Below are 21,466 nucleotides of genomic sequence, written 5' to 3' on the forward strand. Positions count from 1 at the left end.
TGTGGCTGCCGCGGTCCCGGTGGTGCCCGACCCCGCCACGGCCCGGGAGGCCGCCGAGCGGGAGCTCTCCGACCCGACCTACCGCAGCCAGCAGCCCACGCTGTTCGAACGGATCACCGACGAGATCCTCGACCGGCTCGGCGACCTGTTCGACCGCACTGCGGAGAACGCCCCCGGTGGCCGCTGGTCGCTGGTGCTCCTCTCCGCGCTGATCCTGCTCGCGCTGTGGGGCCTGCGGAGCCGCCTCGGCAAGCTCACGACGCCGGGCCGGCGCACCGCCGAGGTCTTCGGGACGACGGTGCTCACCGCGGCCGAGCACCACGTCGAGGCCGACCGCGCCCTCGCGGCCGGCGACCTCACGGGTGCGGTGACCGAGCGGTTCCGCGCCCTGGTCCGTGGCCTGGAGGAACGCGGTCTGCTCGACCCGCGACCGGGCCGGACCGCCAACGAGGCCGCCGAGGAGGGCGGGCGCCTGCTGCCCGGCTGCGCCGCGCCGCTGCGCGCCGCGGCCCGGGTCTTCGACGAGGTCCGCTACGGCGGCCGGACCGCGACCGTGCCCGGCCACGACACCGTCGCCGACGCCGACCGCGCCGCCCGGGCCGCCCGGCCGACGGCGACGGCCGCCACCGCCCCGGACACCTGGGTCGCGCCGGGGAGCGGGTCATGAGCGACACCGCGACCGTCGAGACCGCCGCGCCGGCGAGTACCCCGGAGACCACGTCCGCCGCCCCGGGCGCGCGGACGGTCTGGCAGTCGGTGCGGGTTCCGGTTCTCGCGGTCACCGTCCTGCTGCTGGTCAGCGTCGGGCTGGCGGTGCTCGCCGGCCGCGGGGCGACGGGCGAACTCGACGCGGAGTCCTACGAGCCGGCGGGCAGCCGGGCGATCGTGGCGCTGCTGCGCGACGAGGGCGTGACGGTCCACGTCGCGCGGACCGTCGCGGAAGCCCGCGCCGCCGCCGAGGGCGCGACCGTCCTCGTCACCCACCCGGCGCTGCTGCCGCCCGACCGGCTGACCGCCGTGACCACCGACGCGGCCGGGGTCGTGCTCGTGCAGCCGACGAGCGCCGCGCTGGAGGCGGTCGGCTCGGACCTGGTGCCGCTGGTCAAGGACGACGTCGAGGACCGCGACCCCGGGTGCACACTCCCGCCCGCGCAGCGGGCCGGGCGGGCCGAGGTCGGCGGCGTCGAGTACGGCCGCTTCGCACCCCGCCCGGACGCCCCACCCGCGGTGCTCTGCTACCCGCGCGCCGAGCAGGAGCGCATCCCGTCCGCTCCCCTGGCCCGGGAGGGCCGGGTCACCGCGCTCGGCGCCGGGAACTTCCTCACCAACGACCGTCTGGACTCCGACGGCAACGCCGCCCTGGCCCTGGGCCTGCTCGGCGAGCGCGCCGATCTCGTGTGGTTCCGCCCGTCGCTGGACGACCCGGCGCTCGAAGGCGGGTCGAAGCCGCTGCACGTCCTGCTGCCGGACTCGGTGAAGGTCGCGCTGCTGCAGCTCGCGATCGCCGCGTTGGTCGTCGCCGCCTGGCGCGCGCGGCGGCTCGGACCGGTGGTCGCGGAGCCGCTGCCGGTCGTCGTGCGCGCCGCGGAGGCCACCGAAGGTCTGGCACGCCTCTACCGACGCGCCGAGGCGCGGCACCGGGCCGCGACGTCGTTGCGCGACGCCGCCGTCCGGTCGATCGCGCCGCGGTTCGGCCTGCCGCCGGTCGGCGCCGACCCGCGCACGGTGACCGAAGCCGTCGCCCGGCACACCGGCCGCCCCTCGCCCGAGATCGGCGAACTGCTCTACGGCGAGGCCCCCGACGACGACGCCGCTCTCGTCGACCTCGCCGACTCCCTGGACACCCTGGCCGCGCAACTGCGGGACGGGAAACCGCGGGAAGGTCACCCCCCGAAAGGAACACCGTGACTGAGAACCTCACCGGAGCCGCCACCTCCCCGTCCGCGGAGGAGGTGGCCCGCGCGCACGCCGCCCTGGTGGCGCTGCGCGCCGAGGTCGGCAAGGCCGTCGTCGGGCAGGACGCCGCGGTGACCGGGCTGGTGATCGCCCTGATCTGCCGCGGGCACGTGCTGCTCGAAGGTGTGCCGGGTGTCGCCAAGACGCTGCTGGTGCGCTCGTTCTGTCGCGCGCTGAACCTGCGCACGACGCGCGTGCAGTTCACCCCCGACCTGATGCCGGGCGACGTCACCGGGTCGCTGATCTACGACGCGCGCACCGCGGAGTTCTCGTTCCGTCCCGGGCCGGTGTTCACCAACCTGCTGCTCGCCGACGAGATCAACCGGACCCCGCCGAAGACCCAGGCCTCGCTGCTGGAGGCGATGGAGGAGCGGCAGGTCTCCGTCGACGGCACCCCGCGGCCGCTGCCCGAGCCGTTCCTCGTCGCGGCGACCCAGAACCCGGTCGAGTACGAGGGCACCTACCCCCTGCCGGAGGCCCAGCTGGACCGGTTCCTGCTCAAGCTCGTCATGCCGTTGCCGGGCCGCGACGACGAGATCTCGGTGCTGCAGCGGCACGTCTCGGGCTTCGACCCGCGCAACCTCGAGGCGGCCGGCGTGACCCCCGTCGCCGGGCCGGCCGACATCGCCGTCGCCCAGGCCGCGGCCCGGTCGGTGACGGTGCGGGACGAGATCGTGGCCTACGTCGTCGACCTGTGCCGCGCGACGCGGGAGTCGCCCGCGGTGCGGCTCGGCGTCTCTCCCCGTGGCGCAACCGCGCTGCTCGCGGCCAGCCGCGCCTGGGCCTGGCTGTCGGGCCGGGACTACGTGCTCCCCGACGACGTCAAGGCGCTCGCGCGGCCCGCGCTGCGGCACCGCCTCGGCCTGCGCGCCGAGGCCGAGCTCGAGGGCGCGACGACCGAGGGCGTCCTCGACCAGGTGCTGGCCAACGTGCCGGTGCCGCGGTGAGGCTCCCGGGAGCCGCTCGATGGCGGTGACGGGGCGCGCCGCGCTGATCGCGGTCCTGGCGACCGTGGTCGCGTACGCGGCCGCGACGCCGCTCGCGGTGCTCGTCGTGGACCTCGCGCTGCTGGCGGCGATCGGGCTCGACCTCGCTCTCGCGGGCCGGGTGAAGGACCTCGCGACGACGCGGTCGGGCACCGGCACGGTCCGGCTCGGTGAACCGACCGACGTGACGCTGACCGTGGCCAACCGCGGCTCGCGGACGGTGCGCGGCGTGCTGCGCGACGCGTGGCCCCCGAGCGCCGGGGCGGCGGTGACGCGGCATCAGATCTCGATCCCGCCCGGGGAGATCCGGCGCGTGGTGACCCGCCTGCACCCCACCCGCCGGGGTGATCGTCCCGCCGATCGGGTGACGGTGCGTTCGGTCGGCCCGCTCGGTCTGGCGGCCCGTCAGGGCGCGCACTTCGCGCCGTTCGTCGTCCGCGTCCTGCCGCCGTTCGCCAGCCGGCGCCACCTGCCCTCGCGGCTGGACCGGCTGCGCGCGCTGGACGGCCGCACCGCGGTGATGGTCCGCGGCCAGGGCACGGAGTTCGACTCGCTGCGGGAGTACGTCGTCGGCGACGACGTGCGCTCGATCGACTGGCGGGCCACGGCGCGGACGTCCGACGTCACCGTGCGGACCTGGCGGCCCGAGCGCGACCGGCAGCTGCTGCTCGTGCTCGACACCGGGCGCCTGTCGGCCGGCCGCGTGGGCGACGCGCCGCGGCTGGACGCGGCGATGGACGCCGCGCTGCTGCTGGCCGCGCTCGCCTCGCACGCCGGGGACCGCATCGACCTGTTCGCCTACGACCGGCAGGTCCGGGCCAGTGTGGCCGGGGTCAGCGGGTCGGCGCTGCTGCCCGCGCTGGTCTCGGCGATGGCGCCGGTGGAGCCGGCGCTGGTCGAGACCGACATGCGCGGCCTCGCGTCCGAGGTCCTGCGCCGGGGTGGCCGCGGGTCCCTCGTCGTCCTCCTCACGGCGCTGGACCCGGAGCCGGTGACGGCCGGGCTGCTGCCGGTCCTGCCGTCGCTGACGGCCCGCCACCGGGTGCTGCTCGCGTCCGTCGCGGACACCCGGATCGCCGAGCTCGCCACCGGCCGCGGCGACGTCGACGCCGTCTACGCGGCGGCCGCCGCCGAGCGGATGCGCGGCCAGCGGGCCCGGACCGCGGCCCTGCTCGGGCGGCGCGGCGTGGAGGTCCTCGACGCCCCGCCCGAGGTGCTCCCGCCCGCCCTCGCGGACCGTTACCTGGAACTCAAGGCGGCCGGAAAGCTCTGACCGGGGCGCTGCGCATGTAATGCTCGATGCCATGGCTCCCCCGCTGGATCCCGACCGCGTGGTCTCCGCGACCGTCGCCGCCTCGGCCGAGGTCGCGTCGGTGGTGGCCGGGTTCGTCCGGCTCCCCCGCAAGGTCCTGACGATGGTCGAGAAGGCCGACGCGCTGCTCGACCGCGCGGACTCGCTGATGGTCCAGGCCGAGCGCTCCCTCGAGCACACCGAGGGTCTGATGCCGGTCCTCCAGCAGGTCGACCGCCTCGGCCCGGACGTGGCCGAACTGTTACGCGTCACCGACGAGGTTCGACGGGCCGTCCTGGGTATCCCGGGCGTGGGCATGCTCTGGCGCCGCGGTGGCCCCGCCGCCGAGGCCACCGGAACGGACCAACCCGCGCGGTAGGTTCGCTGCGAATGCGTGCCGACACGGCGTGAGCACCCGCCCCCGCGGGTCGCGCCTGCCTTCGAGAGGACGCCCAGCATGAACTTCCGCACCCAGCTCGCCGCCGCCGCCTCGGTGGTGCTGCTCGTCGGGCTCGCCGCCTGCGGGGACGACGACAACGAGACCGCGTCACCGACCACCCCCGACACGGTCAACCAGCCGGTCGGCGGCAGCTCCAGTGGCAGTGCGAGCGACGCCTCCGCGTCCCCGAGCAGCGACCACTCGGACCACGCGATGATCACGATGACCGACAACAAGTTCTCGCCGGCGAACCTCACCGTCGAGCCGGGCGCCGTGGTCATGGTCGGGAACGCCGGTCAGGCGACCCACGACCTCAAGGACGAGAAGACCAAGGGCAAGGAGTTCGACAGCGGGGACCTCACGGCCGGTGAGCAGGGCGAGATCACCGCTCCCGACAAGGCCGGCGAGTACCCCTACTACTGCACCTATCACTTCGGCATGACCGGCACGCTCACCGTCGAGTGAGCGCCGGATCCGGCGTCAAGAAAGGGTGACACCCCTTACTGCGCAGTACGGGGTGTCACCCTTTTCCGGCAGCTCTCAGTAGGAGCGACCGAAGAGGACTCGCTTGCCGTAGGCGGAGGGCGCGTTGCAGCGGATGCAGGTGCCGTCCTCCGGCTCGCCGTCGTTGGGGATGCAGCGCGGGGTCGCGGCGGCGCTGGCGGCCTTGATGTCGTCCTCGCAGGACGGCTGACCGCAGTGCAGGACGCGGGCCCAGCCGGTGTTCGTCGCCTCCAGGAAGGCGTCCCACGTGTCGACGGAGTGGATGTTCGCGTCGCGGAACTCGGTCGCGCGGGCGAGCATCGCCGCCTGGATCTCGTCGAGGATGCCGGGGATCGCGGCGCCGAGGCCGGCGAGCGGAAGCGACTCCTTCTCACCGGTGATGCGGCGGGCGACCTCGGCGACGCCGTTCTCCAGGTCGCGCGGACCGATCGCGATGCGCAGTGGGACGCCCCGCATCTCGTGGTCGTTGAACTTGAAGCCCATCGAGACCTGCGGCCGGTCGTCGACGTGGACGCGGACCTTCAGCGCCTTCAGCTCCGCGACGAGGGCATCGACGGCCTCCAGCACCGGACCGGCCGCATCACCCTTGCCCATCGGGACGATGACGACCTGATGGGGCGCCAGCTTCGGCGGGAGCATCAAGCCCTTGTCGTCGCCATGAGCCATGATGATCGCGCCGATCATGCGCGTCGACATTCCCCAGGACGTGGTGTGGCAGTACTGCTGGCCACCTGACGAAGCGTCAGCATATTTGATGTCGAACGCCTTGGCGAAGTTCGTGCCCATGTAGTGCGACGTCCCCGACTGCAGGGCCTTGCCGTCGCGCATCATGCCCTCGATGGTGAAGGTCCGCAGGGCGCCGGCGAAGCGCTCGCCCGCGGTCTTCTCCCCCGGCACGACCGGGATCGCGGCCCAGTCGCGCGCGATCTCGACGTAGACGTCGAGCATCTGTAGCGTCTCGCGCATCGCGTCGTCCTCGTCGACGTGCGCGGTGTGGCCCTCCTGCCAGAGGAACTCGGTCGTGCGCAGGAACATGCGGGGGCGCAACTCCCAGCGGACGACGTTGGCCCACTGGTTGAGCAGCAGCGGCAGATCCCGGTGCGACGAGACCCACTTCGCCATCATCTCGCCGATGATCGTCTCGGACGTCGGCCGGACGACCAGGGGCTCCTCGAGCTCCTTGCCCCCGGCGTGGGTGACGACGGCGAGCTCGGGCGAGAAGCCCTCGACGTGCTCGGCCTCGCGCTTGAGGTAGCTCTCGGGGATGAACAGCGGGAAGTACGCGTTCTCGTGGCCGGTGTCCTTGATACGGCCGTCGAGGGCCGACTGGAGCAGCTCCCAGAGCCGGTAGCCGTACGGGCGGATCACCATCGTGCCCTTGGCCGGGCCGCGGTCGACGAGCTGCGCGCGCAGCACGACGTCGTTGTACCAGTCGGAGAAGTTCTCGCTCTGGGGCGTGACCGCCCGTTCGTCCTTCGCGGATCCCTTGGCCATGGGGCCTGAGGCTACTGGCCGCGGCGACACGTTCCCGCTCCGGCCCGATTTGCTGGACTTCGGGCGGATTCCGGGGAACGGTGGGCCGATCTAGCTGTTACAGGGGAGGCTGTTGTGACTCGTGGGACTTACACGCGCGTACTGCTCGCGACCGGGTTGGCGTTCTGCACGCTGCCGGCGCTGGGGGTGAACCCGGCGACGGCGACGCACGTCGTCTCCCCCGCCGACGAGCCCGGGCCCGCCGCCGCCGAGGTCGAGCCCGCCCAGCCCGCCACCCCGCCGGCCGACGCCGCTCCGGCCGAGGAGGCCCCGGCGCAGGAAGCCCCCGCCGAGGAGGCTCCGGCTCAGGAAGCACCGGCGGCCGAGGCTCCCGCGCAGGAGGCTCCCGCGCAAGAAGCTCCCGCGCAGGAGGCTCCCGCCCAGGAAGCTCCGGCCCAGCCCGCGCCCGCGGCTCCGAGCCAGGAGGCTCCGGCCCCGCCCGCGCCCGCGGCGCCGGCCGAGGAGGAGGCCCCGGCCGACCAGCAGAAGGGGCTGACGTCGACCGTGGTCGACCACGCCGCGACGCTGGTCCAGGTCGCGGGGGAGAGCACGCAGCCGCCGACGGGGGGCGACGTCGAGTAGACGCCGCACGACTCGCAGCGAGCCCCGGAGCAATGAACGTTCTGCCCGGGGCTCGCGTCCTCCAGGATGAGTGCACCCCGACCCAGGAGGACCCCGTGAACCCCACCGCGCGCAACGCGACCCGTCTCGTGGGCAAGGCCGTGCTCGCGACCGGCCTGGTCGTCGGCCTCACCCCGGTGCTCGGCGCGAACCCGGCCTACGCCTGCTCGTGCATCGGACCCGTCAGCGACGAGCAGTTGAAGAAGCAGGCCCAGGTCGTGTTCAAGGGCAAGGTGAAGTCGAAGTCCGGCACCGTGGACGGGCCGGGCAACACCGGCGCCGGGACCGTGACGTACGCCTTCTCCGTCAGCCGCACCTACAAGGGCAAGGTCCGCGTCCCGCAGCTGGTCGAGACGGCGAACTCCAGCGCGACGTGCGGCGTCCGGCTCAAGGTCGGCTCGACGTACATGGTCTACGCGACCCGCGCCGAGCCCGAGAACAAGTCGAAGGCCGCCCGCCGCGCGGCCGACCGCAAGCCGCTGCAGATCGGTCTGTGCGGCGGCACGCACAAGATCACGTAGCCCGTGCGACGCACCCTCGCCCGGCTCGGGCTCGTCCTGCTGTTCGTCGGCGCCGCGGTCCCCACCCTCGGGGCGGGGACCGCGCACGCCTGCAGCTGTGCGATGCGGACCGAGGCCGAGTCGTTCCGTGACGCGGAGGCCGTCTTCACCGGCACGCTCGTCAGCCGCGACCTGCCGAACGCGGGCAACCGGATGCAGTCCTCCATCGACCCGGCGATCCACACTTTCGCCGTCGATCGCGTCTACAAGGGCTCGATCACCGACCCCCAACGGGTCGTCAGCTACTCCGGGGGCGCCTCCTGCGGTCTGGAGTTGCGCGGCCCGGGCCCGTTCGTCGTCTTCGCCGGCCGTGGCGGTGACGCGCCGGAGTCCCTCTCCGCCTACGCCGACCTCCCGAGGGCGTCCCTCTGCGGCGGTAGCCGGGCCCTCGCTGCGAACGAGACCCTCCCCTTCGGCCGAGGCCGCGCGCCGGCCGCGGCGTCCCCGGCCCCCGCGAGCCCGAGCCTGGCGAGCACCGACACCCCGTCGATCCTCGGCCCGAGCTCGGACGCCGAGGAGGACGACGGCCCCGGGACCAGCACCGCCGTCGCCCTCGGGATCGCTGCGGTGGCCCTGATCGCCGGGGGCATCGTCCTGCGGACCCGCGGCCGCCGCTGAACCCCGCGCTTCACTCGCCACAGCCAGGCCTCACTCGCTCGGTCGGGCGAGTGAGGGCTGTTCCCAGCGAGTGAAGCGCGAACTACGGGCGTCAGGCTGCGACGGGGCGGAGGTCGCCGGCGGCGGTGGGGTCGATGTCGCCGGTGTGGCCGGCGCGGGCGGCGCGGCCCCCGAGGATGACGACGTAGGCGAGGAACAGCACCTCGGCGAGGACGCCGATGCCGATGCGGGCCCAGGTCGGGAGCCCGGACGGGGTCACGAAGGCCTCGATGATCCCCGAGATCAGCAGGACGACGACGAGCCCGATCGCGATGCCCATCGCGGCGCGGCCCTCGCGGGCGAGGGCGACGGAGCGGGGGTCGGGGCCGGGGTCGATCAGGGTCCACCCGACGCGCAGGCCGGCGCCGGCGGCGACGAAGACCGCGGTGAGCTCGAGCAGCCCGTGCGGGATCAGCAGGCCGAGGAAGATGTCGAGGCGCCCGGCATCGGCCATCAGCCCCAGGGCGACGCCGACGTTCGCGGCGTTCGTCCAGAGCACGAAAAGGACGGGGACGATCGTGATCCCCAACGCGAGGGACATCGCGGCGACCCAGGCGTTGTTCGTCCACACCTGCGCCGCGAACGAGCTCGCGGCGTGGGTCGAGTAGTACGACTCGAACTCGCCACCCGGACGGGTGAGCGTCGCGATCTCGTCGGGCGCGCCGATCGAGGCCTGCACCTCGGGGGTGCGGGCGACCCAGGCGGCCATCACACCCGCGACGACGAGGAACGCGGCCGACACGGCCGCCCACCACGGGGTGGCGCGGTAGACCGCGGCCGGGAAGCCGCGCAGGACGAAGTCGGCGACGTCGCGCCGCGCCGGGGTCGACGCGCCGGCGACCGTCGAACGCGCCCGCGCGACCAGGCTGGACAGGCGGCCGACCAGCGCCGGGTCCGGCGCCGCCGACTGCAGGATCGACAGGTGGGTCGCGGTGCGCTGGTAGAGCGCGACGACCTCCTCGGCCTCGTCCCCGGTCAGCCGGGACGAGCGCGTGAGCAGCGATTCGAGACGCGCCCAGTCGCGCGAATGCACGGCGACGAACGCGTCGATGTCCACGTCCTAGAGACTAGGACCATGAGCGCGTGGGGGCCGGGGCCCGCTCCGGGATGGGGACCGACTCCGTCCGCTCCCCCGCCGGGCGCCCGGGACGTCGTCACCGGCGAGGCCGTCGCCCTCGAACTCCGCCTCGCGAAGGTGCCCAGCCGCGCGCTGGCCCTGGTTATCGACATCGTGCTGATGGCGCTCCCGCTGTTCAGCATCGGCGTCCTCGCCACCGTCGCGGCCGGCAACACCGACGAGGCGCTCGGCGCCGCGATCGTCCTGGTCAGCATCGTCGGCGTCGTGATCGGCTACCCGGTCCTGTTCGAGACGCTCTCCCGCGGCCGCAGCCCCGGCAAGGCCGTCCTCGGCCTGCGGGTGGTGCGCGACGACGGCGGCCCCGTCCGCTTCCGCCACGCCCTGACGCGGGCGCTGGTCGGCGTGCTCGTCGACTTCAACCCGATCCTCGTCGGCGCGGTGGGAGTGCTGGTCTCGCTCGGCTCGGCGAAGGGCAAGCGGGTCGGCGACATGCTCGCCGGGACGGTCGTGATCCGCGAGCGTGTGCCCTCCTCGACGGCCCCGCCCGCCGAGATGCCGCCGCATCTGGCGCAGTGGGCGGCCTCGCTGCCGGTCTCGCGGCTCCCGGACCCGCTGGCCCTCGAGGCGCGTCAGGTCGTCAGCCGCCAGACCGAGCTCGACCCCGAGTTCGCCGTCTCCCTGAGCCGCCAGCTCGCCGACGAGGTCCTCGCCGCCCTCGGCACCACCGCCCCCGGCGGGTCCGACCCGGTGTCGGTCCTGTCCGCCGTCCTCGCCGAGCGCCGCAACCGCGAGCTCGCCCGCGCCGGGATCGCCCCCGGCCCGGCCGCGCCCGGCGCGCCCGCGTGGGGCCCGCCCGCCTGGGGCGCCCCGCAACCGACCTGGGGCGCTCAGCCGACCTGGGGCGCACCGCAAGCGGGCTGGGGAGCGCAACCCCCGGCGCCGGCCGCACCCCCGGCCGGACCCCCGCCGTCCGGACCCCCGCCGGCCGCACCCGCGCCGGCCGCACCGAGACCGCCCCAGCCCCCGACCCCCCAGCCCCCGGCCCCCGAGCCGCCGCCGGGGCCGTTCGCGGCCCCGGGCTGAGCCGACTCGGCCGGTCACCCGAACGGCGTAAATCCGCAGGTCAGCCCCGAGTTTCCGAATTGTCCGCCGACCGGGTGATGCACCCTCAGCCGATCGGTTGATTTCCCGCGACACGCACCGGAATTTGCCTGCGGGGTGAATCGGATCTGCGTCCCCCGGCGTCTGAGCGCTCACGACTCCACGCCAGAGGGCGCGGAACGACGCGGGGGAGCTCAACGATGAGCGAGCAGGTGACGGTGCAGGTGACGTCCGACATGACGGTGGGCGACCTGGCCGAGGTGTTGTTCTGCAGCAGCCTTCAGCCGTCCGACGAGCTGGACGCCGAGAAGGTCGCGGCCGCGATCTCGCAGAGCCTGCGCAGCCACCACGGGCAGATCCGGGAGTGCGCCGAGGAGCTGGCCGCCAGCTACGGCAAGGACCCCGAGATCACCTGCCTGCGGATGCGCTGGGCGCGCACCGTCGTCGCGCGGACGTTCCCGACCGCGCGCGTGGCCAGCTAGTCCCGAACAGACTCCGTGCCGCCGGGGTGTGGCCCCCCGGCGGCACGGCACCAGCACCACCACGGCCACACGGCGCGCCCGCCAGCGCCGACCTGGACCGCCGGGAGACCGCCCCCGGCGGTCCGGTCGTTTAACCCCTACTCGCGGACCGGCGGGTGGCCGGCGCGGATGAACTGGGCGCCGCGGAAGACGTCGAGCTTGTGCACGACCCCGCACTGGGTGAAGATCTCGAACTCCGCGCCGGAGCCGTCGCGCATCAGCGCGTACCAATCCATCATGCTCGGCGAGATGTTCGGCAGCTGCGGGTTGTAGTCCGGCTCGTGAAGTGAGGTGACGAGCCGTCCGGTCGGTCGCACGACGCCGGCCTCGAGCACCACACCGTTGTCGAACTCGAGCCGGTACTCGCGCGGGGCCATGGTGGCCTCCTTGTGGTAGTAGCCGCCGACCAGCGGCGTCAGCGTCGTCGCGTCGGACCACCAGCCGGCCACCGGCATCGGCGCGGGCTCGGGCAGTTCGTGGCTGCGCAACGCGATGAACGAGAAGACGCTGTCGTCCGGCAGCACTCCCCCGACCAGGTCCCAGCCGGTGTTCCACATCAGCTGTGTCTTGCGCCGACCCCAGCCGCGGTCACGCCAGCCGAACCCGGAGAAGGGGTGCTCGACGCCGTCGGCCTTCCAGGTCAGCGTGCCCTCGGCTACGACGATCTGCTCGGTGTGCGCGTAGAACTGGCCGTCCTCCGCGGTGCCCTTGGCGTAGTAGCCCTCGAACATCGTGTCCCAGAGCGGCGCGTAGTGCTTCCCCCGGATCGTCAGATCGATCGAGACCTCGTCGAGGTCCGCGACCCAGCGCAGCTCGTGGTCGGAGTCCCAGGACAGGTGACCGATCTCGAGCCGGGACATCGAGTTCCCGATCTGCTTGGCGTTCGCGATCCCGTCCTCGTGGCAGACCTGCATCGTGGAGTGGTGGCCCTGTACCGCGGCGATGTTCACCCGGGTGCTCGGCGACCGGTTCGCGCTCACCGTCATGTGCATCGCGAGGTTTGCGTTCAGCTTCGGGTCGCGCAACGTGAAGAAGAACGTCTCCTTCCACGGCAGCGCCGGATCACCGACCGGCTCGTGCAGCAGCTCGTCCTCCGGCCGCGGTGCCCACTCCGCCGGGATGCTCGCGGGCCATCCACCCATGTCCGGGCTCCAATTTTTGAGACGCTGTATCCCAGTAATGCTAGGCCGTGGGGCCTGCCGGGTCCAGGGTCAGGAGCCCTGCTCCCAGGAGGAGCGGTACGCGACCTGTTCCGGTGACGGTTCGTCGAGCCGCACCCCGAGGGAGGCGAGTTTGAGGGCGGCGACCTCGGAGTCGATGTCGGTGGGGACGACGTGGACGCCGGGCTCGAGGCCGGCGCCACCGGCGAGCCAGGCGAGGGTGAGGGCCTGGCCGGCGAAGGACATGTCCATGACGGCGGCGGGGTGACCCTCGGCGGCGGCGAGGTTGACGACCCGGCCCGAGGCCAGCAGGAGCAGGCGGCGACCGTCGGGCTGGGCGAATTCCTCGACCTGCTCGCGGACCGAGCGGCGGGCGGAAGCCCCGGCGGCGAGGGCGCGGACGTCGATCTCGACGTCGAAGTGGCCGGCGTTGGCGAGGACGACGCCGTCGCGCATGACCGCGAAGTGCTCGGCGCGCAGGACGTCCCGGTTGCCGGTCGCGGTGACGAAGACGTCGCCCCGGGCCGCAGCCTCGGCCATGGGGACGACGGTGAAGCCCTCCATCGTCGCCTGCAGAGCGGCGTTCGCGTCGATCTCGGTGACCAGCACGTGCGCGCCCATCCCCCGCGCCCGCTCGGCGACACCCTGCCCACACGGCCCGAACCCGGCGACGACGAGCGTCCGGCCGGCGAGCAGCAGATTGGTGACGCGCATGATCGCGTCGAGCGTCGACTGCCCGGTGCCGTACCGGTTGTCGAACATCCGCCGGGTGCCGGTGTCGTTGACGGCCACCATCGGCACGCGCAACCGGCTGTCGCGGGCCATCTGCCGCAGCCGGATGACGCCGGTCGTCGTCCCCTCGGTCCCGCCGCGGACGGCGGGGATCAGGTCGGTGCGGGCGGTGTGCAGCGTCGTCACGAGGTCGCAGCCGTCGTCGAGGACGAGGTGCGGGCCGCCCGCGGCCGAGCCCGCGTCGAGCGCCGCCGCGATGTGTGCGTAGTAGCCGTCACGGTCGACGCCGCGACGCGCGAAGACCGCGACCCCCTCGGCGACGAGCGCCGCCGCGGTGTCGTCCTGCGTCGAGAGCGGGTTCGACGCCGCGAGCGAGACCGACGCTCCCCCGGCGCACAGCACCCGCACCAGGTTCGCCGTCTCGGCCGTCACGTGCATGCACGCCGCGACCGCGAGTCCGTCCAGCGGCCGCGTCGCCGCGAACCGCTCCCCGACCTGGGCGAGCACGGACATCGCCCGCGCCGCCCAGTCGATGCGTTCGGACCCCGAGCCCGCGAGCTCGGGGTCCGCAACGTCGTACATCTGATGCAGAACCGACCGCAAAACTGACGGTGAATCAGTAGCGGTAGTGGTCCGACTTGTACGGGCCCTCGACGTCGACGCCGATGTACTCCGCCTGCTCCTTGGTGAGCTTGGTGAGCTTGACGCCGAGGGCGTCGAGGTGGAGCCGGGCGACCTTCTCGTCGAGGTGCTTCGGCAGGGTGTAGACGCCCAGCGGGTACTCCGCGGTCTTGGTGAACAGCTCGATCTGGGCGATCACCTGGTTGGTGAACGAGTTCGACATGACGAAGCTCGGGTGGCCGGTGGCGCAGCCGAGGTTCATCAGGCGACCCTCGGCGAGCACGATGATCGAGTGCCCGTCAGGGAAGACCCACTCGTCGACCTGCGGCTTGATGTTGATCCGCTGAATGCCCGGAGTCCGCTGCAGCCCGGCCATGTCGATCTCGTTGTCGAAGTGGCCGATGTTGGACACGATCGCCTGGTGCTTCATGGCCGCCATGTGCTCGGCGGTGATGATCATGAAGTTGCCGGTGGTCGTGACGAAGATGTCGGCGATGCCGACGACGTCCTCGAGCGTGGCGACCTGGAAGCCGTCCATCGCCGCCTGCAGCGCGCAGATCGGGTCGATCTCGGTGACGATGACGCGGGCCCCCTGGCCACGCAGCGCGTCCGCGCAGCCCTTGCCGACGTCGCCGTAGCCGCAGACCACCGCGACCTTGCCGCCGATCAGGACGTCGGTCGCGCGGTTCAGACCGTCGATGACCGAGTGGCGGCAGCCGTACTTGTTGTCGAACTTGCTCTTGGTGACCGAGTCGTTGACGTTGATCGCCGGGAACAGCAGCGAGCCGTTCCGGAACATCTCGTACAGGCGGTGGACGCCGGTCGTGGTCTCCTCGGTGACGCCCTTGATCTCGCTGCCGATGTTCGTCCAGCGAGTGGCGTCCTCCTGCAGCGAGCGCTGCAGCAGCGCGAGGACGACCTTCAGCTCCTCGTTGTCGGTCGAGTCGACCGACGGCACGGCGCCGGTCTTCTCGTACTCGGTGCCCTTGTGGACGAGCATCGTGGCGTCGCCACCGTCGTCGAGGATCATGTTCGGCCCGGCGAAGCCGGAGGCGGCCGGCCAGCGCAGCGCGGTCTCGGTGCACCACCAGTACTCCTCCAGCGTCTCGCCCTTCCAGGCGAACACCGGGACGCCCCGGGGCTCGTCGACCGTGCCGTCGGGGCCGACGACGACGGCCGCGGCCGCGTGGTCCTGCGTGGAGAAGATGTTGCAGGACACCCAGCGCACGTCGGCGCCGAGCGCGACCAGGGTCTCGATGAGGACCGCGGTCTGGATCGTCATGTGCAGCGAGCCCATGATGCGGGCACCCGCCAGCGGCTGCGCCGCGGCGAACTCCTTGCGGACCGCCATCAGGCCGGGCATCTCGTGCTCGGCGAGGCGGATCTCCTTGCGGCCGAATTCGGCCAGGCCCAGGTCCGCGACCTTGTAGTCGTCGGCGCTCAGGACGGGTCGGGTGCTCATCTGCTCTCCATCAGGGATTGGTGTTTCTCCTGCTCCCAGCGCAACCAGTCCGGCGCCGGCACGTGCTCGGGACGGGTGGGGACCTCCTCCAGCCAGCCCTCGACCGCGGCCCGAACCTCGGGTTCGCGCCGCAGCCGCAGCGCGAGCCCCACGTCCCCCAGGTCCAGGTCGTGCTCGGCGAGGAGCTGCCGCAGGGTCCGCAGCCGTTGCAGCTGCTCGGGACCGTAGACCCGGTGTCCACCCGGGCTCCGGTCGGGCTCGACCAGGCCCAGCTGTTCGACGTACCGCAGCATCCGCGCCGACCACCCCGTGGTCTTCGCAGCCTCCGCGATCGGCAGCCCGTCCATCGCCGCGAGACTAGCAGGATCGTGTCAGGTTCCGCGCGCCCAATCACCCGACCGGGCGCTTCGCGCCGCTAATCTCACACAGCCGTGTCCGGTTACATCCCACCCGTTGCACAAGGGGTGTCACCCCTTCGTCGATGCCGCCCTGTGCCAAGGTCCGGAATGGCGCAGGGCGGTTCGCTCGTCGATGCCCCCGTGGGATCACCGTGTCGAACGAACCGCCCTGCAACGTTCCGCCGTGCCGGTCAGGAGGTGAGGGCCGCCCGAGGACCCGGCATCGTCACAGGTCCAATTCCCTCACCGCCGCGACCGTCGGCCTGGCGGACTGCCGTCCCCCCGAGGGGTTCTGGCGCAAGCGCCTCGGTGGCTGCGGACACCGGGGCGGCCTTGCAAGAACGAGGTTAGCCTAACCTAAGTTCGCTCCGCAAGTCCCGGGCCGCCTCTTTTTTGGCGGCTGGGACGAAGTCGCTCCGCAGGCCGCTGACCTGCGGTTCTGCCGACTACGGCGCCGGCGTCTCCAGGGTCTCGGGCTGCTCCTCGGTCCCGTCGGGCCCTTCCGTGCCCTCGGTGCCCTCCGTGCCCGGGTCCGCCCCCGGGTCGGCGCCGGGTGTGGCGTCGGTCCCGTTGAGCATGTCCTGGTACGGGTTCGAGGTCGGGCTCGCGGTCGGGTCGTAGTTGATGTTCAGGTCGCCCGCGGCGTCGGCGGCGCGCTCGGCCTGCTCCTCGGCGACCCGGTCGCGGGCGGCCTTGTCCCCGAGGATGCCGACGATGCGGGGCACGAGCCGGTCGATCGCCCACGGCAGCGAGGTCAGGCTGCTGTAGTACAGCGCCTCGGCCTCGTCCGGCCCGAGCTCGAGCACCTTCTTGTTCCGGACGACCTTCATGTTCTGGTACGCCGAGGTCCGCTTGATCTTGTCCATGGCCTCGCCGCCGTCGTGGCCGACGATCCAGACGAGCACGTCCACGTTGTCGAGGAACGACAGGTTCCCGACGGTGCTCTCGATGCCGTACATCTTCCGCGAGACGCCGGTGTAGCGGGTCGCGGCCTCGATGCGGCCCGGGAACTCCATGCCGAGCGAGGTGAAGAACCGCGACATCGGCGCGTACGGGTTCATGATCCGGATCTGCCCGTCCGGGCCGGGAGCGGCGACGGCGACGCTCGCGTTCCGCAGCTCGGGGTGCTTGGTCTCGGTGTCGACGAACAACTGGCGCATCGTGGCCACCTGCTGCTGGGCGTAGGTCGGCCGACCGACGATCTTGCCGAGCACGAGGACCTCCTCCTGCCACGAGGAGAAGTAGTCCTTGCTGTCCGAGGAGACCATCGTGATCGTCGGGGCGATCTCCGACAGCGCGCGGTAGTCCTCGAGGACGATGCCGGCGAACATCGCGACGATCAGGTCGGGGTTCATCGACTTGATGCGCTCGTAGTCGAAGACCTCCTTGCGCACCGGGGTGTTCGACGCCTGCGCGAAGCCGTTGGCGAGCACCGGCCCGTCGTCGACCGTGGAGAGCTTGCCGGTCTTGGAGTCCCGGGTCGGCGGGTACAGCACGGTGTAGTCGCCCTGCTTGGCGCTCTCGGGCACCCACGGGAAGTTCAGCCACGGGTGCGCGGCACCGAAGTAGTTCCGCAGCGTCAGCGGCTTGAGGCCGAGGCTGATCATCGAGTCCTGCTCGCGCATGCCGAGGACGACGACGCGCTTCGGCTCGGTCTCGATGACCGTGCCGGCCTGGTTCCAGGTGTGCTTGATCCGGACCGGGAAGGCACCCCGCTCGACCGGCGGCAGGCCCTCGGTGGAGACCGGGACGGCCGTCACCGTCGGCGCGGCGGTCGGCCCCGGGCTCGCGGAGTCGTCGTCGGAACCGCCGCAGGCGGCGGTCGCCAGCACGGCGGCCGCCGTGAACAGCGCCGCAGTGGCACGGCGGGTGGCGGGACGGACGGTCATGGTGGAGCTCCCCCAGCGCAAGTCGGCGAGCGCGGACAGTCGCGACTCGGACCTCATTGTGATCCCCTTCGGCCTCCGTCGCCGAGTGAACGCGGCGACTGCGACCAGTCCGTGATGCACCGCCCGGGGCGGAACGCGGAGTAAATGCCCGGTTCGCGGGGATCACCGGGCCATGGGGCTCCGCCGTCCGGATCCGCCGTTCGGCCGAATCGATCGCGCGGGCGACGTGGTGCCGCCGCCCGCACTCACGAATCCGTCTGCGCCAGCCGGGCCTTCAACGACTCGATCGCGGCGACCGGCGTCGGGTCGACGCCACCCAGCAGCGCCAGGTACACCGACGCGAAGTCCACCAGCGCGATCAGCCCGGCCAGCCGCGACACCAGGTCCGGGCCGCTGCCGCGGAGCAGGACCGCGGGGACCCCCGCCTCGCCGGCCGCGATCTGGGACTGCTCGACGCGCGCCGCCGACGCCGGCGGCTCCTCGTCGTCGGCGAGCACGACCAGGCGCAGACCGTCGGCGCCGGCGGTCGGACCGTCGAACGACACGATCTGGTTGTGGTGGGCCTCGGAGAGCACGCCCGGCATCGAGGGCTGCTTCGCGTTCTCGGCGATCTGACAGGCGAACCGGTTCGCCACCGTGGCGCCGACGCCGGGCGGTCCCCACAGGACCGGCAGCCCGCCCGCAAGGTGCAGGGCGAGCTCCTTGGCCCGGTTGGAGCTGGTCTCGACCCCCGGGCCGCTGACGGCGGCGACGGCGTCGAGGACGGTCGCGGCGGCGGTGAGCCGGCTCCGGGCGTCGGGGGTGACGCCGACCGCCTCGCCGACGAGCAGCAGCGGAGTCGCGAGCGACCACAGCGAGGCCCGCGGCTGGCGGCCACCGGCGTCCACGGCGAGGTGCGGGGCGCCGGCGCCCGCGGTCTCCAGGGGCGACCCGGGCGCGCCGATCGTCACCAGCCGCGTCTTGCGCTCGACAGCCGCGGCGACGGCGGCGAGCGTCTCCTCGGTACGGCCCGAGCACGACAGCCCGACGACGAGGTCCTCCGGCCCGACCCAGGCCGGCAGGCCGGGGCCGCGGTGCACGACGAGCGGGATCGGGCACGCCGGACCGGCGACCGCGACGAGCACGTCACCGGAGGCCGCGGAGCCGCCCATGCCGGCGACCACGAGCGCGCGCGGGCGGGGGCCGAGGTCGAGGTTTCCGACCATGGCGAGGCCGTCGCGAATCTGGGCGCCCGCCGAGGCGACGGCGCCGAGCATGTCCGCCGGGTCGCCGGCCCGCAGCCGGGCGACGTCGTCGAGGAGAGCGGGGTCCGGCGTCAGCGCCGACGACGAATCTGAGGCCACGTCAGGACTTACCGGGGCGGCGCGCCTCGTCGACGAGCAGCACGGGGATGCCGTCCCGGACCGGGTACGCGAGCCCGCAGCCCGGGTCGGTGCAGACGAGCTCGGCCGCGGCCTCGTCGAGGCGCAGCGGGTGCCGGCTCGCCGGGCAGGCCAGCAGCTCGAGCAGGGCCGGGTCCAGGGTGTTCGTCATGGGGTCTCCTCCGCGCGCGAGGGCGCGATCACGGCCAGAACCTCGTCCCGGACCCGGGCCATCCGGGCGGGATCGGCGGCCTCGACGTTCAGACGCAGCAGCGGCTCGGTGTTCGACGGGCGCACGTTGAACCACGCGCCGTCACCGAGGTCGACGGTCAGGCCGTCGAGTTCGTCGAGCGTGACGCCGTCCCGGTCCGCCCACTCCTTGCGGATCGTCGCGAGGGCGTGCGCCGTGTCGGTGACCCGGGTGTTCAGCTCGCCCGAGGCGGCGTACCGCGCGTACGACTCGACCAGCGTCGACAGCGTCGTGCCGGCCGGGGCCGCGGCCAGCGCGGCGAGGACGTGCAGGGCGGCGAGCATCCCCGAGTCGGCGAACCAGAACTCGCGGAAGTAGTAGTGCCCCGAGTGCTCCCCGCCGAAGATCGCGCCGCGGGAGGCCATCACCGCCTTGATGAACGAGTGCCCGACCTGGGTGCGGACCGTCGTCCCGCCCCGCTCGGCGACGAGCTCGGGCAGCGCCTTCGAGGTGATCAGGTTGTGCACGATCGTCGCGCCCGGCTCGCGGGAGAGCTCGCGGTCGGCGATCAGCGCGCAGATCGTCGACGGCGAGACCGGCTCGCCGCGCTCGTCGACCAGGAAGCAGCGGTCGGCGTCGCCGTCGAAGGCGAGCCCGAGGTCGGCGCCGTGCGAGACGACGGCCGCGGACAGGTCGCGCAGGTTCGCCGGCTCGATCGGGTTCGGCTCGTGGTTGGGGAACGTCCCGTCGAGCTCGAAGTACAGCGGGACGATCGCGATCGGCAGCCCCGCGAAGACCGTCGGCACGACGTGCCCGGCCATCCCGTTGCCGGCGTCGACGACGACGCGCAGGGGCCGGGCGCCGGAGAGGTCGACGAGGGTCCGCAGGTGCGCGGCGTAGTCCGGCAGCACGTCCCGGCTCTCGACCGTGCCCGGCGCGACGGTCGCGGCGGGCAGGCCCTCCTCGGCGAAGCGGCGGACGTCGGCGAGGCCGGTGTCCCGGCCGACCGGCCGCGCCCCGCTGCGGCAGAGCTTGATGCCGTTGTACCCGACCGGGTTGTGCGAGGCGGTGAACATCGCGCCCGGGCAGGAGAAGCGGCCGCTGGCGTAGTAGACGGCGTCGGTGCACGCGAGCCCGATGTCGATCACGTCCCGGCCGCGGGAGGCGACCCCGGCGGCGAACGCGGCGGACAGCTCCGGCGAGGTCTCGCGCATGTCCCGCCCGACGACGATCGGCCCCCCGTCGGCGGCGGTGACCTCGGCGAACGCGGCCCCGAGGGCGGTCGCGACGTCCGCGTCCCACTGTTCCGGGACCAGGCCCCGGATGTCGTAAGCCTTGACGATGGCGGAGAGATCGCGGACCGGCACGGGCCGACCTTACCGACGTCCCGGGGCGGAGTTGCGGCGGCTCAGTCCTCGACCGAGCGCAGCACGCGCAGGTGGCCGCGGCGGTTGACCTCGATCATCGAGTCCTCGGCGGCCGGGGTGGGGCGGCCGGCCTCACGGACCAGGTTCGCGAGCGCCTCGAGGTCGTCCGAGCTGGGACCGGTGTCGACCTGGTCCGGAGCGAGCCGGACGACCTCCCAGCCGCGCGGCGCGGTGAGGCGTTCCGCGTGCTCGGCGCACAGGTCGTAGCAGTGGGGTTCGGCGTACGTGGCCAACGGGCCGAGGACCGCCGTCGAGTCGGCGTACACGTAGGTCAGCGTCGCCGTCGCAGGCCGGGTGCACGCGTTGCGGGAGCAGCGACGACCTTTCACGAGGCGACGGTAGCGCGCGCGGTTCCACGCGCCCGGCATTGCCCCGTCACGCACCCTTGTGTCGCTCTCCCGGCCTACGCTTCGAGCATGCGCAAGCGCCTGCTCCGCCGCTCGGGCGAGTCCCGCCCGGCCGCCGACTCTCCCGGGCCGGACGCCGGCGCGGCGCCCCCCGTCCGCCGCACCCGCCGGGACCGGCGCGGCCGCGGCCTGCGCGGACCGCTCGCCCCGCCGGACAGCCCGTTGTCGATCACGCGGGCGGAGGCGTTCAACATCCTGGTCGAGGACGCCGTCGACCGCCTCGAGGTTCGGTGGCGCAAGGAACTCGCGGGCGTCGACTTCGCCGTCGCCCCGGTCCCGGGGCCGGAGGCGATCAGCGGCGTCGGGGTCTCCCCCGGCGGCGTCCCGCTCTCCCGGCTCTACCCCGGGGGCGCGGGCCGCCGCCCCCACATCGTCCTCTACCGGCGGCCGATCGAGGCCCGCGCCAAGGGCCGCGCCGACCTCGCGATCCTCGTCCAGGACCTCGTCACCGAGCAGGTCGCCGACCTCCTCGGCCTCACCCCGGAGCAGGTCGACCCGGACTACGGCCTCGACTGACCCCGTCCGTCCGTCTCGTCAAAAAAGGGTGACACCCCTTACTGCGGAGTAAGGGG

23 protein-coding genes are annotated in these 21,466 nt (G+C 73.2%); 12 read left to right on the forward strand and 11 right to left on the reverse strand.

The genetic code is table 11. From position 1 onward, the window contains the following. Position 1: 1 nt before the first annotated feature. The 6 genes from SPOPO_RS31815 (at position 2) to SPOPO_RS31820 (ending at position 5,137) form a co-directional block, all read left to right on the forward strand. On the forward strand, positions 2 to 667 hold the full coding sequence (locus tag SPOPO_RS31815; protein WP_051098464.1) for a DUF4129 domain-containing protein: 666 nt from the start codon (positions 2 to 4) through the stop codon (positions 665 to 667). Continuing rightward, complete coding sequence (locus tag SPOPO_RS0126375) at positions 664 to 1,908, forward strand: DUF4350 domain-containing protein (RefSeq protein ID WP_019878234.1); 1,245 nt, start codon at positions 664 to 666, stop codon at positions 1,906 to 1,908. The genes SPOPO_RS31815 and SPOPO_RS0126375 overlap by 4 nt, the downstream gene beginning before the upstream one ends. After that, positions 1,905 to 2,903 (forward strand): AAA family ATPase, encoded by a 999-nt coding sequence (locus tag SPOPO_RS0126380; protein ID WP_019878235.1) that lies wholly within the window; start codon positions 1,905 to 1,907, stop codon positions 2,901 to 2,903. The genes SPOPO_RS0126375 and SPOPO_RS0126380 overlap by 4 nt, the downstream gene beginning before the upstream one ends. 19 nt (positions 2,904 to 2,922) lie before the next feature. Further along, a complete protein-coding gene (locus SPOPO_RS0126385; RefSeq protein WP_019878237.1) occupies positions 2,923 to 4,215 on the forward strand; it encodes a DUF58 domain-containing protein in 1,293 nt (430 codons plus the stop codon). 31 nt (positions 4,216 to 4,246) lie between these two features. Then, positions 4,247 to 4,612 (forward strand): hypothetical protein, encoded by a 366-nt coding sequence (locus tag SPOPO_RS0126390; protein ID WP_156870279.1) that lies wholly within the window; start codon positions 4,247 to 4,249, stop codon positions 4,610 to 4,612. A gap of 78 nt (positions 4,613 to 4,690) precedes the next feature. Then, complete coding sequence (locus SPOPO_RS31820; protein ID WP_019878239.1) at positions 4,691 to 5,137, forward strand: cupredoxin domain-containing protein; 447 nt, start codon at positions 4,691 to 4,693, stop codon at positions 5,135 to 5,137. Between the two features lie 75 nt (positions 5,138 to 5,212). Here the strand turns inward: SPOPO_RS31820 and proS are convergent, their stop codons facing one another. Then, positions 5,213 to 6,670, reverse strand: coding sequence for a proline--tRNA ligase (gene proS, locus SPOPO_RS0126400; protein ID WP_019878241.1), 1,458 nt, complete (start codon positions 6,668 to 6,670; stop codon positions 5,213 to 5,215). A 114-nt stretch (positions 6,671 to 6,784) separates the two neighbouring features. Here proS and SPOPO_RS35400 point away from each other — a divergent pair, with 114 nt between their 5' ends. The 3 genes from SPOPO_RS35400 to SPOPO_RS0126415 all read left to right on the forward strand — a co-directional run bounded on the left by SPOPO_RS35400 (position 6,785) and on the right by SPOPO_RS0126415 (position 8,508). Further along, a complete protein-coding gene (locus tag SPOPO_RS35400) occupies positions 6,785 to 7,291 on the forward strand; it encodes a hypothetical protein (RefSeq protein ID WP_019878243.1) in 507 nt (168 codons plus the stop codon). A gap of 95 nt (positions 7,292 to 7,386) precedes the next feature. Beyond that, the gene (locus tag SPOPO_RS0126410) at positions 7,387 to 7,851 is read left to right on the forward strand and encodes a hypothetical protein (RefSeq protein WP_169577240.1); all 465 of its coding nucleotides are present in this window, start codon (positions 7,387 to 7,389) and stop codon (positions 7,849 to 7,851) included. 3 nt (positions 7,852 to 7,854) lie between these two features. Further along, complete coding sequence (locus SPOPO_RS0126415) at positions 7,855 to 8,508, forward strand: hypothetical protein (RefSeq protein WP_019878245.1); 654 nt, start codon at positions 7,855 to 7,857, stop codon at positions 8,506 to 8,508. A 91-nt stretch (positions 8,509 to 8,599) separates the two neighbouring features. Here the strand turns inward: SPOPO_RS0126415 and SPOPO_RS0126420 are convergent, their stop codons facing one another. Next, positions 8,600 to 9,604, reverse strand: a complete 1,005-nt coding sequence (locus SPOPO_RS0126420) for a stage II sporulation protein M (RefSeq protein ID WP_019878246.1) — start codon at positions 9,602 to 9,604, stop codon at positions 8,600 to 8,602. Positions 9,605 to 9,622: 18 nt separating this feature from the next. Here SPOPO_RS0126420 and SPOPO_RS31830 point away from each other — a divergent pair, with 18 nt between their 5' ends. Further along, positions 9,623 to 10,708: an RDD family protein gene (locus SPOPO_RS31830; protein ID WP_019878247.1), complete on the forward strand. Its 1,086-nt coding sequence runs from the start codon at positions 9,623 to 9,625 to the stop codon at positions 10,706 to 10,708. Between the two features lie 218 nt (positions 10,709 to 10,926). Beyond that, entirely contained in the window at positions 10,927 to 11,208 is a 282-nt protein-coding gene (locus SPOPO_RS0126430) for a hypothetical protein (RefSeq protein ID WP_019878248.1), read from the forward strand. Between the two features lie 137 nt (positions 11,209 to 11,345). Here SPOPO_RS0126430 and SPOPO_RS0126435 read toward each other — a convergent pair whose 3' ends face one another. The 9 genes from SPOPO_RS0126435 to SPOPO_RS0126475 all read right to left on the reverse strand — a co-directional run bounded on the left by SPOPO_RS0126435 (position 11,346) and on the right by SPOPO_RS0126475 (position 20,816). Continuing rightward, the gene (locus SPOPO_RS0126435; protein WP_019878249.1) at positions 11,346 to 12,389 is read right to left on the reverse strand and encodes a hypothetical protein; all 1,044 of its coding nucleotides are present in this window, start codon (positions 12,387 to 12,389) and stop codon (positions 11,346 to 11,348) included. Positions 12,390 to 12,458: 69 nt separating this feature from the next. Further along, positions 12,459 to 13,721, reverse strand: a complete 1,263-nt coding sequence (locus tag SPOPO_RS0126440; protein WP_019878250.1) for an adenosylhomocysteinase — start codon at positions 13,719 to 13,721, stop codon at positions 12,459 to 12,461. A gap of 34 nt (positions 13,722 to 13,755) precedes the next feature. Then, positions 13,756 to 15,222: an adenosylhomocysteinase gene (ahcY, locus tag SPOPO_RS0126445; RefSeq protein ID WP_019878251.1), complete on the reverse strand. Its 1,467-nt coding sequence runs from the start codon at positions 15,220 to 15,222 to the stop codon at positions 13,756 to 13,758. Beyond that, on the reverse strand, positions 15,219 to 15,569 hold the full coding sequence (locus SPOPO_RS0126450; RefSeq protein WP_019878252.1) for a MerR family transcriptional regulator: 351 nt from the start codon (positions 15,567 to 15,569) through the stop codon (positions 15,219 to 15,221). Before SPOPO_RS0126450 ends, ahcY begins: the two co-directional genes overlap by 4 nt. A gap of 497 nt (positions 15,570 to 16,066) precedes the next feature. Then, positions 16,067 to 17,509 carry an ABC transporter substrate-binding protein gene (locus tag SPOPO_RS0126455; protein ID WP_019878253.1) on the reverse strand — a complete coding sequence of 481 codons (1,443 nt, stop codon included), beginning with the start codon at positions 17,507 to 17,509 and terminating at the stop codon, positions 16,067 to 16,069. Between the two features lie 245 nt (positions 17,510 to 17,754). Continuing rightward, entirely contained in the window at positions 17,755 to 18,852 is a 1,098-nt protein-coding gene (locus tag SPOPO_RS0126460) for an SIS domain-containing protein (RefSeq protein WP_019878254.1), read from the reverse strand. 1 nt (position 18,853) lies between these two features. Then, on the reverse strand, positions 18,854 to 19,042 hold the full coding sequence (locus SPOPO_RS0126465; protein ID WP_019878255.1) for a Trm112 family protein: 189 nt from the start codon (positions 19,040 to 19,042) through the stop codon (positions 18,854 to 18,856). Next, entirely contained in the window at positions 19,039 to 20,427 is a 1,389-nt protein-coding gene (locus SPOPO_RS0126470; protein WP_019878256.1) for a phosphomannomutase/phosphoglucomutase, read from the reverse strand. Before SPOPO_RS0126470 ends, SPOPO_RS0126465 begins: the two co-directional genes overlap by 4 nt. A gap of 41 nt (positions 20,428 to 20,468) precedes the next feature. Next, complete coding sequence (locus SPOPO_RS0126475; protein ID WP_028985145.1) at positions 20,469 to 20,816, reverse strand: DUF3499 domain-containing protein; 348 nt, start codon at positions 20,814 to 20,816, stop codon at positions 20,469 to 20,471. Positions 20,817 to 20,903: 87 nt separating this feature from the next. Between SPOPO_RS0126475 and SPOPO_RS0126480 the strand changes: the two genes are divergently transcribed. After that, on the forward strand, positions 20,904 to 21,410 hold the full coding sequence (locus SPOPO_RS0126480; protein ID WP_019878259.1) for a metallopeptidase family protein: 507 nt from the start codon (positions 20,904 to 20,906) through the stop codon (positions 21,408 to 21,410). Positions 21,411 to 21,466: the final 56 nt, after the last annotated feature.

Origin of the sequence: Sporichthya polymorpha DSM 43042 (genome assembly GCF_000384115.1) — a bacterium.
Taxonomy (GTDB): Bacteria; Actinomycetota; Actinomycetes; order Sporichthyales; family Sporichthyaceae; genus Sporichthya; species Sporichthya polymorpha.